This is a genomic window from Arthrobacter sp. cf158 (genome assembly GCF_900106835.1).
Classification (GTDB): Bacteria; Actinomycetota; Actinomycetes; order Actinomycetales; family Micrococcaceae; genus Arthrobacter.
Genome location: NZ_FNNR01000005.1, coordinates 358,885 through 371,263, shown reverse-complemented (window position 1 = coordinate 371,263; position 12,379 = coordinate 358,885). Strand labels below are relative to the sequence as shown.

12 protein-coding genes are annotated in these 12,379 nt (G+C 59.7%); 9 read left to right on the top strand and 3 right to left on the bottom strand.

The features are described from left to right. Nucleotides 1–167: 167 nt before the first annotated feature. Nucleotides 168–1,637 (bottom strand): APC family permease, encoded by a 1,470-nt coding sequence (locus tag BLW08_RS12705; RefSeq protein ID WP_139244895.1) that lies wholly within the window; start codon nucleotides 1,635–1,637, stop codon nucleotides 168–170. An 89-nt stretch (nucleotides 1,638–1,726) separates the two neighbouring features. Then, on the bottom strand, nucleotides 1,727–2,488 hold the full coding sequence (locus BLW08_RS12700; protein WP_175538691.1) for a gamma-glutamyl-gamma-aminobutyrate hydrolase family protein: 762 nt from the start codon (nucleotides 2,486–2,488) through the stop codon (nucleotides 1,727–1,729). Nucleotides 2,489–2,606: 118 nt separating this feature from the next. On the opposite strand from BLW08_RS12700, the gene BLW08_RS12695 reads away from it, so the two are divergent. From BLW08_RS12695 to BLW08_RS12685, 3 genes are read left to right on the top strand one after another with little or no spacing between them, the layout of a single operon-like run. Next, complete coding sequence (locus BLW08_RS12695; RefSeq protein WP_175538690.1) at nucleotides 2,607–3,902, top strand: glutamine synthetase family protein; 1,296 nt, start codon at nucleotides 2,607–2,609, stop codon at nucleotides 3,900–3,902. 9 nt (nucleotides 3,903–3,911) lie between these two features. Further along, entirely contained in the window at nucleotides 3,912–5,156 is a 1,245-nt protein-coding gene (locus tag BLW08_RS12690; protein WP_091325476.1) for a cytochrome P450, read from the top strand. 30 nt (nucleotides 5,157–5,186) lie between these two features. Then, nucleotides 5,187–6,689, top strand: coding sequence for an aldehyde dehydrogenase family protein (locus BLW08_RS12685; RefSeq protein ID WP_091325474.1), 1,503 nt, complete (start codon nucleotides 5,187–5,189; stop codon nucleotides 6,687–6,689). Between the two features lie 86 nt (nucleotides 6,690–6,775). On the opposite strand, the gene BLW08_RS12680 is transcribed toward BLW08_RS12685, so the two are convergent. Further along, a complete protein-coding gene (locus tag BLW08_RS12680; RefSeq protein WP_091325472.1) occupies nucleotides 6,776–7,429 on the bottom strand; it encodes a GntR family transcriptional regulator in 654 nt (217 codons plus the stop codon). Between the two features lie 115 nt (nucleotides 7,430–7,544). Between BLW08_RS12680 and BLW08_RS12675 the strand changes: the two genes are divergently transcribed. From BLW08_RS12675 to BLW08_RS12650, 6 genes are all read left to right on the top strand, one after another. Continuing rightward, entirely contained in the window at nucleotides 7,545–8,345 is an 801-nt protein-coding gene (locus BLW08_RS12675; RefSeq protein WP_175538689.1) for an SDR family oxidoreductase, read from the top strand. A 39-nt stretch (nucleotides 8,346–8,384) separates the two neighbouring features. Continuing rightward, a complete protein-coding gene (locus BLW08_RS12670) occupies nucleotides 8,385–8,870 on the top strand; it encodes an HtaA domain-containing protein (RefSeq protein WP_091325468.1) in 486 nt (161 codons plus the stop codon). Beyond that, on the top strand, nucleotides 8,870–10,174 hold the full coding sequence (locus BLW08_RS12665; RefSeq protein ID WP_091325465.1) for an FAD-dependent oxidoreductase: 1,305 nt from the start codon (nucleotides 8,870–8,872) through the stop codon (nucleotides 10,172–10,174). The genes BLW08_RS12670 and BLW08_RS12665 overlap by 1 nt, the downstream gene beginning before the upstream one ends. Further along, nucleotides 10,171–10,635 (top strand): flavodoxin domain-containing protein, encoded by a 465-nt coding sequence (locus BLW08_RS12660; protein WP_091325463.1) that lies wholly within the window; start codon nucleotides 10,171–10,173, stop codon nucleotides 10,633–10,635. Before BLW08_RS12665 ends, BLW08_RS12660 begins: the two co-directional genes overlap by 4 nt. A 94-nt stretch (nucleotides 10,636–10,729) precedes the next feature. Further along, nucleotides 10,730–11,032, top strand: coding sequence for a hypothetical protein (locus BLW08_RS12655; protein ID WP_091325461.1), 303 nt, complete (start codon nucleotides 10,730–10,732; stop codon nucleotides 11,030–11,032). Further along, on the top strand, nucleotides 11,029–12,288 hold the full coding sequence (locus BLW08_RS12650) for a pyridoxal phosphate-dependent aminotransferase (RefSeq protein WP_091325459.1): 1,260 nt from the start codon (nucleotides 11,029–11,031) through the stop codon (nucleotides 12,286–12,288). The genes BLW08_RS12655 and BLW08_RS12650 overlap by 4 nt, the downstream gene beginning before the upstream one ends. The last annotated feature ends 91 nt before the right edge of the window (nucleotides 12,289–12,379 follow it).

Sequence of the window (12,379 nt, the reverse complement as noted above, 5' to 3'; positions counted from 1 at the left end):
TAACAATAACTCATGTAGGTTGAGGATGCAATGAAAGAAAATCAAGAATTATTTGGATACTGTGATCATGAGCATTGGAGGCTTGGCCTTGACGCGAACGAAGCGCAGGGCCACCGCTTCGGCATAACTGAAGTGGTGGCCCTGTGGTCACTGACGGGGGTGTATTTTTACTGATCGTTTGGTCGAACGCCTGCGCCTACGGACTCCCAAACCGCTGGCGACGAACGCTTCAGCGTTACCCCGTAAATGACCCCGGCTATGGCTGCCGCGGCAAAGGACAATGGCACAAGGGCAGCCACCATTCCGACGTCAACTCCGAGCAGGAGGGGAAAGTTGACAAGGATCAGGCAAAGGATTCCAGCCAAGCCAAGGAACGCCAGTAGAGGACTCACCACAGCCGTCCACTTGTTCTCAAGGTTCTTTCGGCGCCTGAAGTAGCCCAACACAGCGAGGGAGCAGGCGGCCTGAAGCGCAATGAAGCCGACAGCGGATCCCGCAGCACCCCAAGTAAAGACTCCGAGGTATGGGTCGACAGACGCGAGGGCAAACGCGCCCAATACCGAAGCCGCCACAACTCCGACCAGAATGCTCGCCCGGTATGGGGATTGGGTGCGGTGGTGGGACCGGCCCAGCCAGAAGGGCAGGACCCGCTCGCGGCCGAGGGCGTAAAGATAACGGGACGTCGCGTTGTGGAACGAAACAACAGTAGCCAGGGAGCTGGTGACAACCAGCATCTCCATGATGGTCAAGGCCGTGGAGCCCAGATACTGGCTCGTGGAATCGAATACGAGTGTGCCCGGCGAGCCGCCCGCGATGTCCACGACGGCGTCGGAACCGAAGGCGAGAATGACGATCCACGTAATCCCCGCATAGAACAAGGACGACAGGATGATGGCCGCGAAAGTTGCCCTCCTCACGGAGTGGGGACTTTTGGCTTCTTCGGCGTAAATGGCCGTCTGCTCAAAGCCAATGTACGAAGAGTAAGCGAAAGCCAACCCGACCCCGACACCGGCAATGGCCAGCCCCTGTGGGTTGAAAGCAGAAAATTCGATGCCACGGGCTCCGCCTTGGGCAAGGACCACCACGGCAAGGACCAGGAGAACGGACACTTCAGCGATCAAGAGGATTCCCAGGACTTTCGCGCCAACGGAAATCTCCCGATGCCCAAGGGCCATTGCGGCACCAATGGCCAGAAGGCAGCATCCGTACCACGGTAGGGAAATTCCGATAAGGGTCTCCAGAAGGCCACTCAGTGCGTAGCCAAAAAAGGCGGCCAGTGTTACCAGCGAAGCTATGTACGCCAGTATGGATACGAAGGCTGCTCCGACTCCTGCTGTCGGCCCAAGACCGTTTGCTATGTACGCGTACAGGGCCCCCGGATTTGGAAGGCGCCGCGACATGGCGACGTAGCCGACCGCGAAAAGCAGCAGGATCGCACCGATCAGCAGGTAGATCAGCGGAGCACTGATACCTGCACCGAATCCGATGATCAGCGGGGTTATGGCAATGACGCAGGTAAGGGGCGCGGCAGCGGCGATGACGAAGAAAGTAATTCCTGCCGCACCGACGGATCCTGCGCGGAGGCGATCCGAGGACTCCGGTTTAAGTTCAGCCGGCTCGGGGGTGTGAACGACCATGGTCAGACCCTTCTTGAATTTGTTGGGGGAGGTGTTGGGTGGCCGGACGGCCGCCCAAGGAGTGCTCACCGGAAATGCCGGTGGCCACACTAGGGGGCAGAAGATTCCAGAACGACGGAGCCCTGCGTCCGAAACTGCATGGCGGCATCAACAAGCCATCGAAAAAGTGCAGATCCGTCCTGGGACTTCTCCGGGTGCCACTGCACTCCGATCAGAGGCCATTGACCATCGGAGGATTCGATACCTTCAACGACGCCATCCTCGGCATTGGCGACAACGACGAGTTGCCTGGCCACCCGCGCTAATGATTGATGATGGATCGAATTGACGGTGGTTTCCGTTCCATAGAGGCCGGACAGTAAACGGGACTGATCACTTATGGAAATGCGGTGGTAGGCAACGGGCAGTCCGGCCGCGGCAGGGTCCGGGTCCTGATGCGGCACAGCCGTTGAGGGAATGTCCTGGTTCAACGTGCCACCCAATGCCACGTTGACAATCTGCATCCCCCGGCAGATTGCGAGAGTCGGAATTTCACGCGACCGGGCTGCCGCAGCCAGTGCAAGCTCGAAGGCATCTGCGGCTGGATCTGTGCGACGGCTCAGTCCGTCATTCTGCTCCCCGTATGCAGCTGGGTCCACGTCCTCTCCCCCGACCAGGACAAGTCCATCGGCCAGCTTCAAGAGACGGCCGGCATCCTCGGGGTCGGAGTGTGGCAGGAGGATAGCGTTTCCACCTTCTGCCTGGATGGCGGCTATGTATTCCGCGCCGACACTTTCGAGGGCGAACGTCCCGTAGGGGGCGATACTTACTTTTCGCTTCCAGGTGGAAAATGCAATTGTGGGCTTGCTCACTTGTTGGTCAATGGATAGCATACGGTATACGGTATCCGCACGGTTCGAAGCGGTCAAGCATTTTGAAAGCCTCGACTCCGGGTCAACGAAGACCACCAGACAAGGAATGGATTTACCAATGGCGAACATACAACTTCCCACCGGCACTCACACCGTTGAACTCGTTTTCGCAGACGCCTTCGGCGTTCTACGAGGCAAAAGGGTTCCGGCAAGCCAGTGGGACAAGGTGGCCGAGACAGGAGTGGCAGCATCATCAGCAGCCCTCATTTGGGGCGCTCGATGCGAACTACGAGATGACTCCCCGGCCGGCGGCATGGCCGAAGGCTTTCCCGACATGAAGCTGATCCCCCGGGGAGAGAGTCTCCGCAGGGTGCCATGGAAGCCCGGCGTCGTGCAGATCGGTTGTGACATCTACACCATGGACGGAGCGCGGCACCCACTCTGCGCCCGCAACGCACTTGTGAACGTCGTCCACTCATTTGCTGATCTGGGGTACCAGGTAAAAGCTGCGATAGAAATGGAGTTCTACCTGCTGAACCCCGAAACTGCACACCCTCGCGGAACAGACGTCAATTGCTATGGGATCGCGGACCCCCAAGGTTATGGCCCCGTCCTGGAGGACATCCAGACTCTGGTTGAGGAGTACGGCATAGCCGTGGAGGCTTGGAACTATGAGTATGCACCTGGTCAGTTTGAGGTCAATGTCCGGTACGACGATGCTCTGAAAGCCGCTGAGGACGGGGTTCTGCTCAAGAACGCGGTAAAAGAGATCGCGCTCAAACACGGTCTCGTTGCCACATTTATGGGCAAGCCATTCGGGCATCTCGCCGGAAGCGGGATGCACGTGCATCAGTCACTCTGGAAAGACGGAACCAATGCCTTCGCCAGTGACGACAGCCGGCACCTCAGCGACCTTGGCAGGCACTACCTCGGCGGTCTGCAAAAACATATCCGCGACCTCACCCTGTTCGGCTCCCCTTCTCTTAATGACTTCAAGAGGCGTCAGGAGGGATCATTCTGCCCAACACGAGCAACATGGGGCGATGACAACCGGACCGTTGCCATCCGCGTTATCACCGCAGACTCCTGCCGAATTGAGCAAAGAGACGCCGCCGCCTCAGCCAATCCCTACCTGGTTCTGGCGGCGCAACTGGCCGCGGGCCGGGAAGGAATCGCCAAAGGGATCGAACCTCCGGCCAAGTGCGAGGGCAACTCCTACACAGATGCCCAAGCCGAAATGCTGCCGCAGAGCGCAGTCGAAGCAGCCGACCTGCTCCAGGGTTCCGAATTTGCCCACCGCGCATTCCCGCCCCTGCTGACCGATACCTTCGTCGACACGGCCCGTTGGGAATACCGTCAGCTCGCCGGGCATGTCAGCGACTTCGAACGCGCCCGCTTCGTCGGCGTGATTTAGGAGCACACCATGGGCTACACACACGATGCACTATCCGACCTTGTCTTCGAAGAAGCGGTCCCGTACGAGTACTTTGATACCGCGCGTCGGGATGACCCGGTGCGTTGGGTCGAAGAGGACGGCGGACCCGGCTATTGGTCCGTTACGCGCTACGCTGACGTCCTAGCGGTAACACGGAACTTCAAGGAGTTCTCGTCAGAAGCCGGGGGAACGACCCGGGAGGACATAGCGCCCGCGGACCTGCTCGCCCGTCAGACGTTGATCGACACAGATCCGCCGGCACATACCCGGATGCGCCGCCTCCTGGCACCACGATTTACACCCGGCAGTGTGCACAAAGAATGGCTCGGGTTCGTCGAAACCACCGTCATGACCATGTTGGACCGGGCGTTCGCAAGGAAACAGTTCGACTACGTGGCCGAGGTGGCCTCCACCATACCTATTGCTGTCCTGGGTGAACTGCTCGGTGTTCCTGACGAAGACCGGGCATATCTCATGGGCCTCGGCGATGAAATGATTGCCGGGAGCGACCCGGACCATGCTCCCCGAACAGCCGACTCACCGGAGAACGCAGCGGAATACAGCGCCTATCCGTTCTCCAGCCCCGCAGGCAGGGATCTTTGGGAATACGCGGACGACCTCAGGCAGCGCAGAAAGGACAACCTCGGTCACGACATCTTCTCTCTCCTCATGACAGGAACCATCGGAGACAGAAAACTCAGCACCCGGGAACTGGACAACTTCTTTTCGCTCCTGGTCGTCGCGGGCAACGAGACAACCAGAATGGCCCTGTCCCACGGTTTGCTCGCTTTCGCAGAGCACCCTGAGCAATTCAACCTCCTTCAAAAGGATGCTTCCCTGTTGCCTACCGCCGTTGAAGAAGTCCTTCGCTGGGCTACGCCCATCCATCATTTCCGCAGGACAGCCCTCGTTGACACCGAAATCGCCGGAACAAAAATCAGCGCCGGAGACAAAATCCTTATCTGGTACGCCTCAGCCAACCGCGACGAAACGGTCTTCGAGGACCCGTACTCGTTCGACATAACCCGCAAGCCAAACCCCCACATTGCATTCGGTGGCGGTGGCCCCCATATCTGCCTGGGCAACAGCCTGGCCCGACTTGAACTGCAGATCGTATTCCGCGAACTTGCCAGGCGGGTGCACACGATCGAGATCGATGGGCCTGTTCGACGGCTTCGATCCAACCTGACGCATGGAATCAAAGAACTGCCCGTCAGCCTGACATACGCCTGAACCTTCAAACCACCAACGTCAAGGAAACCCATGTCATCAACAACCACGGCGCAGACTCTACGCTCCGTTTCTCCTGCCACGCAGAAATTCCTGGAAAACACTCAAGGCCTCAGGATCGGTGCCGGCACGGACCGTGAAGCCGAGCAGGGCGCAACGTTTGCTTCCATTGACCCGACGACCGAAACCATCCTGGGATCCATTGCCTCGGGATCAAGCAAAGACGTAGACGCTGCCGTTGCCGCCGCGTCGGCTGCGCTAGGCTCCGCGAGCTGGGGTGGCGCAAGCGCCGCCACACGGGCCAAGTACCTTTTCGACCTCGCCGACGCAGTCGAGGATCACGTCGACCAGCTGTCCGAACTTGAAACCCTCGACATGGGAAAACCCATCTCCCAGTCTCGGGAAGACGTGCTGGCAGTGGCCACCGTGTTCCGGTACTACGGCGGTTGGCCCACCAAACTGGAAGGCTCCGTCAATCCAGTCCGGCAACCTTATCTGGGCCTCACGCAGCTCGAGCCCTTGGGGGTCTGCGGCGCCATCACGCCATGGAACTTCCCGATCGTCATGGCTTCCCACAAGATCGGGCCCGCCCTGGCCGCAGGCAACACGATTGTCCTCAAACCAGCGGAAGTGAGCAGTTATTCGACTCTCTACCTGGCGGACCTTGCCCGTGCAGTTGGCCTGCCAGCCGGCGTCCTCAACATCGTCACGGGTCCGGGCCGGTCTGTCGGGCAAGCCTTGGTAGAGCATCCGGACGTCGCCAAGATCTCGTTCACGGGCTCAACTCCTGTGGGCCGGGGGATCTTGGAGGCCGGGAGTCGCCACATGAAGAAGGTCAATGTGGAGCTCGGCGGCAAAACGGCCAACATCGTATTCCCGGACGCCGACATTGACGCTGTGGTGCGAGGGTCCGCGGAAGCCATGTGGGAAAACGCAGGTCAAGTCTGCGTCGCGCCCACAAGGATGTTCGTTCACGATGACATTTACGACGAAGTCGTTAGGCTTATGGGACAGCAGACCGCTGCGCTACAGATCGGTGACCCGCTGAATCCGGCCACCGATATCGGACCGGTCGTTTCATCCCGTCAGTACGGCTCCGTGAAGGAATACATTGACATCGCCCTCAACGAAGGTGCGAGGCTCACCACTGGAGGCCGACTCCCGGAACGTACGGGGTACTTCGTGGAACCCACTATCTTTGCCGATGTCAATAACAACATGCGCATCGCGCGTGAAGAAGTCTTCGGCCCGGTGCTCTCCATCCTGCCCTTCAATTCCGAGGAAGAAGTTGTACAGATGGCGAACGAATCGGCCTACGACCTGTCCGCGGCCATATGGACCCGAGACATCTCGAGGGCGCTCACGCTAAGCCGCCGGATCCACGCCGGAACCGTTTGGGTGAACACCAGTGGCCGCCTCGATCCCGCCCAAAGCTTCGGCGGCTACAGCAAATCCGGAAACAGCCGGGAGCTTGGTCGCGAAAGCGTGATGTCCTACACCCGTTCTAAGGCCGTGATGCTGGATCTATCCGTCTGAGAACCTGGTCCAGCCTGAATAGTGGCTGGGCTGGCCCGCTTTCCCGCGGGCCAGCCCAGCCCCTCGCCCCCATGGTCACCACGCTTTTAGGCGGGCGCATGAACAGCGTGCAAACTCCGCCCGGCCACAATGTGTTCGTTAGCGACCCGGAAAGCCAAGTCCGGATCCCCCGACTCCGCCGCCTCGACAATGCTCCGGTGGCTCTCGGCGAAGTTGAGCGACTCCCCGCTTTCGAGAATGTCTCCCCACACCCGCCCCGCGATACCCGTCTGCCAGATCATGTCGAACATGCTCAACAGATACTCGTTCTCCAATGCTTCAACTGTGGCACGGTGAATCGCCTTATTGACCAGAAAGACTTCCATTGCCGTCGTCTGTGGCGCCACTGAGAGCTCGTCGAACGTCGTCCGCACATACTTGGACGCGTCCCCGCCACGCCGGGCAACTTCAGCCAAAACAAAAGGCTCAATGGCCGTCCGTGCCGCGTACTGCTTGTCCAGCTCAGCATCCGAAAGCTCGCGGACCACATACCCCCGCCGGCCGTGAGGTTCTATGACGCGTTCCATCTCCAGCCGCAGCAACGCTTCGCGCACGGGGGTCCGGCTGATGCCCAGCCGCTCCGCCAAATCATCCATCAACAAGCGCGTCCCCGGGCCAAGGTCCCCGGTAAGAACGCCCTCGGCGATCTGTGCATAGGCCGCATCCGCGAGTGTCGCGCGCGCCAGTTCGATCTTCTTCATGACTTACCTCCAAGAAGTTAGCCTATCGTCATTTTCGTCGCCCGAATTTGCGTATACGGTATTTGTTAATACTACTCCGCATCTCACAGATCCGCTTCTCACAGAAAGATCCGCCATGCCAGCCAAGTCCCGCACCATTGCCATAACCGGGGGATCCTCCGGAATAGGATCGGCCCTCGCCACCCAGTTGCTGGACGGGGGGGCATCGGTTGTTGTTCTGGACCGAAACCCCCCTAACCGTGACGTGGCGTTCATTCAAATGGACCTCGCCTCAACGGCGTCCATCCACGAAGCTGTTGCGCAGCTGCCATCCGGGCTGCACGCGTTGGTCAACGCCGCGGGAGTCTCCGGGGCAAGTGGGGCAGAGATGGCCCTGGCGGTGAACTTCATCGGACTTCGCCAGTTCACCGAAGCGGCCGCCCCGCGACTTCGTCCGGACTCTTGCATCGCTACAGTGGCGTCAACCGCTGGTTACGAGTGGCGCGACAGGCTGGCCGCAGTGAAAACCCTCCTTGCCTGCAGATCGATAGAGCAAGCATCTGACTCGGTTGCACCCTTCCTCCCCTCCGGGCGGGAAGCCTACGAAGCCTACAACCTCTCCAAGGCTGCCGCTATCGTCTGGAGCGCAACAACGTCCCGTCACTTCGGTCCTGGTATCCGGACAGTGTCAGTAAGCCCCGGCCCGGTGGAAACCCCGCTTCTCGGCGAGTTCTACGCAAGCATGGGCTCTGCCCAATTGGACCCCCTCAAGGAGTTCGCCGGCCGTCACGGCAGGCCCGAGGAGGTGGCTTCTGCGATTTCGTTCCTCATCTCACCTGAAGCCTCCTGGATCTCCGGGACAGATGTGGTGGTTGACGGCGGGGCAGAAGGCGCGTTACTTGGCACCAGCCTCGCGTCGGGCTCCGCAACAACCTAAACCCTTGTTCGGGTTTCGTATTTGGTATACGGTATTCCCATGAAACTTCAGTTTGACCCATCAACGATCGACGCGCTCCAATGGCGCATCGACGATCGGTTTGACCATTACGTCCGCAACCTCACTGGGGACGGCGAAGTCGTTCTGACAGGAGGCGCAGCGGTCGATGATGATGGCCAGTACCTGTTTCCTGCCGTCGCCGGCAAAGGTGGATCGTCCACCGCTTGCTTCTCAGGCTCTGTGGAGTACAAGGCCTATATGGGCGTGCTGAGCCTGCGAATATCGGCTCCGCGAATAACTGTTGGCGAGCATGACCTCAGACTCTCGGTGCAAGATATTGCCTCTCAGGGCGCTGACGTGGAGCTGGCAACAGCCCCTCTTGTCGGCCGCGCTCCCGGCATGGATCCCATCGAATTTCGGCTTACTGAGGCAGGTTCGGAGATGTTCTTCGGTAAGTACCCGCCAGGCTGGCTGCTGGCCCCGGCGAAGCTCAAAGTTCGAAAAAGCAAAGTGGTGGTCCTCTAATGCAACCGAACCCAGCCATCGCAATCGTAGGAAGCGGCCCGGCCGGTTGCTACCTGGCACAGACGCTTCGGCGAAGTATGCCGGACGCTGAGATCACCATGTTCGACCGGCTGGCTTCGCCCTTCGGGCTGGTCCGCTACGGTGTTGCCCCAGACCACCAGGGCACCAAATCAATACAAGCGCAATTTGCCCGGCTTTTTGAACGGGACAATGTCAGGTTTGCCGGCAATGTCGAGGTGGGCTCAAAGCTAAGCCTGGATGCTCTGCGGGATACCCACCATGTGGTTGTCCTCGCCACCGGGCTCGCCCGAGACCGAGCCCTGAGGGTGCCGGGAGAAAGCCTATCGGGGGTTTACGGGGCCGGGCAATTCACCAGGACCATGAACACCCACCCCCATGAAAATCCCACGCTGCCACTGCTTGGAGACACTGTAGCCATCATTGGCGGCGGAAACGTTTCCTTGGACGTTGTCCGGTTGCTGATCAAGTCGCCAGCCGATTTCGACGGGAGCGATGTCAATGACCCCGCAGTTGAAGCGTATGCCGAATCGCCCGTCAGGGAAATCGATTTGATTTGCCGCTCCTCAGCAGACGCCGCCCCCTTCGACCCCAGCATGCTTGCAGAGCTGGGCAGGATCCCTGGTGTGCAGTTCGCCAGCGAAGGTCAAACCTTGTCCGGAGCCAACACCAGCAGCGCAACTCAATCCGCACTGGAAGGCCTCCGCTCATCCGAGCCCGACGGCCCACCACGCGTCCGCGTACGGATCCACTTCAATTCGACTACTACACGCATCGCCGGAAAGGACCGCGTGGAAGGCGTGGAGATACGCCTGCCGGATGGTTCACTGCACGTCATCGAGGCCCGATCGGTGATCACTGCGGTGGGTTTCGACTTCGACCCTTCCGATCCCCTGCTCGGAGAAATGGGCGCCAATAGCGATACAGGCCTCCTTGCGGAAGGCCTGTACCGGACCGGTTGGGCGAAACGCGGCTCACGGGGAACCATTCCCGAGAACCGTCAGTGCGCGAAGGCCGTCGCAGCCGAAATCCTCAAATATCTGGCAGCAACCCAGTCCTCTGCGCCAAAGGCGGGCTACTCCGGGTTGCCCGACGCGACCCTCCGGCACGTGATTGATTTCGAGGGCTGGCTCAGGGTGGACGCCGCTGAACGTGCCGCGGCGCCTCCGAACCGGAGCAGGAAGAAATTTGCGGACCATTCGTGGATGGTCGCTACGGCCCACGAAAACATCGATGGGCAAACAACATCTGCGGCCCAGCGCCGCCACGTAAAGGAGCAATCGTGAAGATTTCAATTCTGTTCGGCACCGAGTCCGGCAACAGCGAAATGGCGGCAGAGGATCTTGCCGCCTCCCTGGCTGATACTTACGAGACCGAAATCCGCGACCTCGCGGAGGTCTCCCCCGAAGACCTCCGCGAGGATGCGCTGTACGTGTTCGTCTGCTCGACATACGGAGAGGGCGAACTGCCTAACTCGGCATTGCCGTTCTACACCGCGCTCAGCCAAACGCGGCCCGATCTGACCGGCGTCCACTACGCCATCTTCGGGCTCGGTGACTCGTTCTATACAGAGACCTTCGGACACGGCTCACTAAAGCTCGACGCCCAGCTTAAAGATCTGGGCGCGCACCGCGCCGGCGATTTCGGACGTCACGACGCATCCACGTGGGAACCCGTCGGCGAAGTCGCCGTCGCTTGGTTCGAGGACGTATTGAGTTCCCTCCAGGTCAATAGCAACGCCGCTTGAACAGAACTCAGGTCAAATTCCGCATTGTTATATATTTTTCAAGATTTTGACGATACTCTTGATCAACAATCATGATCTTGAGAGGATATGAAGCATGGTCGCTCCACTTGAACTTCGGATACCCGCGGCTGCATCGCTCCCGCCAGGCTCCCTTTTGGCCCGCCTAATGCGCGTGGATGAGTGGTCCGCGGCCGTCGGCGGGGAGGTCTACGTAGCCAAGGGTGGGCAAGTCGTAAGGGTGGGTGCACTCGAAATGGTCGCGGCTGACGAGTCTGTAGCGTGGATCGCGCAGTCAGGGGCCGAAGCCCGGCAGATGTTCACGAGGGCCGAGGGGCACGATCTTTGGATTGCACCCTTTCAGCTGCAACAGGGAACGACAGCGGGGTGGCAGCGATGAAGCAGGTCCTTCAGTCAAGCAAACTAGCCGGGATCCGGTATGAGCTGCGGGGAAGGGTGCCCCGCGCAGCAAAGGAGCTCGAATCCCTTGGCCACCGCATCCTGAACATGAACCTCGGCGATCCCGCTCCTTACGGGTTCGCCGTGCCCGAGCCAATCGTTCGTGACGTCATCCACAATCTTGGACGCGCCCAAGGCTACAGCGACTCCAAGGGCCTGTTTTCCGCCCGGACGGCCGTCGCTCAGCATTACCAAAACAGAGGGCTTCTGGATGTCCAGGTGGAAGATGTCTTCATCGGCAACGGGGTCAGCGAACTCATTCCCATGGCCCTGCAGGCTCTGCTGGAAGACGGGGATGAAGTGCTGGTCCCCTCCCCCGATTTTCCTGTATGGACCGCAGCCGTCGGTTTGGCTGACGGCGTAGTCAGGCACTATCTCTGCGATCCGGACAACGACTGGATGCCGAGTCTTGACGATATCCGACGGAAAATCACACCCAGGACACGCGCGGTCGTCGTCATTAACCCCAACAACCCCACGGGAGCGGTCTACCCCGAGGCGATTCTTCGCGGCATTGCAGATCTGGCCCGCCAGCACGGTTTGGTGATTTTTGCCGACGAAATCTACGAGAAGGTCCTGTTTGAGGACTCGCACATTCACACTGCTGCGATCGCTCCAGACCTCTGCTGCATCACCTTCAGCGGGCTGTCCAAGGCCTACCGCGTCCCCGGATACCGCGCCGGCTGGCTGGTGATCACCGGTCCTCGCTCGGCCAGCGCATCATACCGCGAAGGACTGGAACTCCTCGCCTCACTCCGCCTCTGCGCCAACGTACCGGCGCAGCACGCAATCCAAACCGCATTGGGCGGATACCAGAGCATTGACGACCTAGTACGGCCCGGCGGGCGGCTGCGGTTGCAGCGGGACTACGCCCACAAAGTCCTTAACGAAATTCCCGGACTGGAATGCGTCCAGGCTGGCGGCGCACTCTACCTGTTCGTCCGCATCGACACAGACATGTACCCGTTCGCCAGCGATGAAGACTTCTCATACGAGCTCTTGCATGACCAAAAGCTCCTGGTAACCCACGGCAGCGCCTTCAATTGGTTCGGATCCCAGTATTTCCGTTTCGCCTTTCTGCCCTCACTGGCAGAGATCGAGGACGCCGCCATCAGGCTCAGGACTTTCCTGCGCTCGAGGTCATTGTCGCCCCTGCGTGAGCAACCAAAAAAACCCGAACCAATCGACTCAAAATGATCAAAAAGCAAGAAAAATAGTGATGTCTTGACAGATATCCAACCCTTCTGCCTAATATTCGATAACCAAAGTTTTAGTTCGACCCCGCAAT

Coding starts and splice junctions, on each gene's coding strand:
- BLW08_RS12690 (WP_091325476.1), top strand. CDS start 3,912: ATGGGCTACACACACGATGCACTATCCGACCTTGTCTTCGAAGAAGCG.
- BLW08_RS12650 (WP_091325459.1), top strand. CDS start 11,029: ATGAAGCAGGTCCTTCAGTCAAGCAAACTAGCCGGGATCCGGTATGAG.
- BLW08_RS12705 (WP_139244895.1), bottom strand. CDS start 1,637: ATGGTCGTTCACACCCCCGAGCCGGCTGAACTTAAACCGGAGTCCTCG.
- BLW08_RS12670 (WP_091325468.1), top strand. CDS start 8,385: ATGAAACTTCAGTTTGACCCATCAACGATCGACGCGCTCCAATGGCGC.
- BLW08_RS12665 (WP_091325465.1), top strand. CDS start 8,870: ATGCAACCGAACCCAGCCATCGCAATCGTAGGAAGCGGCCCGGCCGGT.
- BLW08_RS12695 (WP_175538690.1), top strand. CDS start 2,607: ATGGCGAACATACAACTTCCCACCGGCACTCACACCGTTGAACTCGTT.
- BLW08_RS12655 (WP_091325461.1), top strand. CDS start 10,730: ATGGTCGCTCCACTTGAACTTCGGATACCCGCGGCTGCATCGCTCCCG.
- BLW08_RS12680 (WP_091325472.1), bottom strand. CDS start 7,429: ATGAAGAAGATCGAACTGGCGCGCGCGACACTCGCGGATGCGGCCTAT.
- BLW08_RS12685 (WP_091325474.1), top strand. CDS start 5,187: ATGTCATCAACAACCACGGCGCAGACTCTACGCTCCGTTTCTCCTGCC.
- BLW08_RS12675 (WP_175538689.1), top strand. CDS start 7,545: ATGCCAGCCAAGTCCCGCACCATTGCCATAACCGGGGGATCCTCCGGA.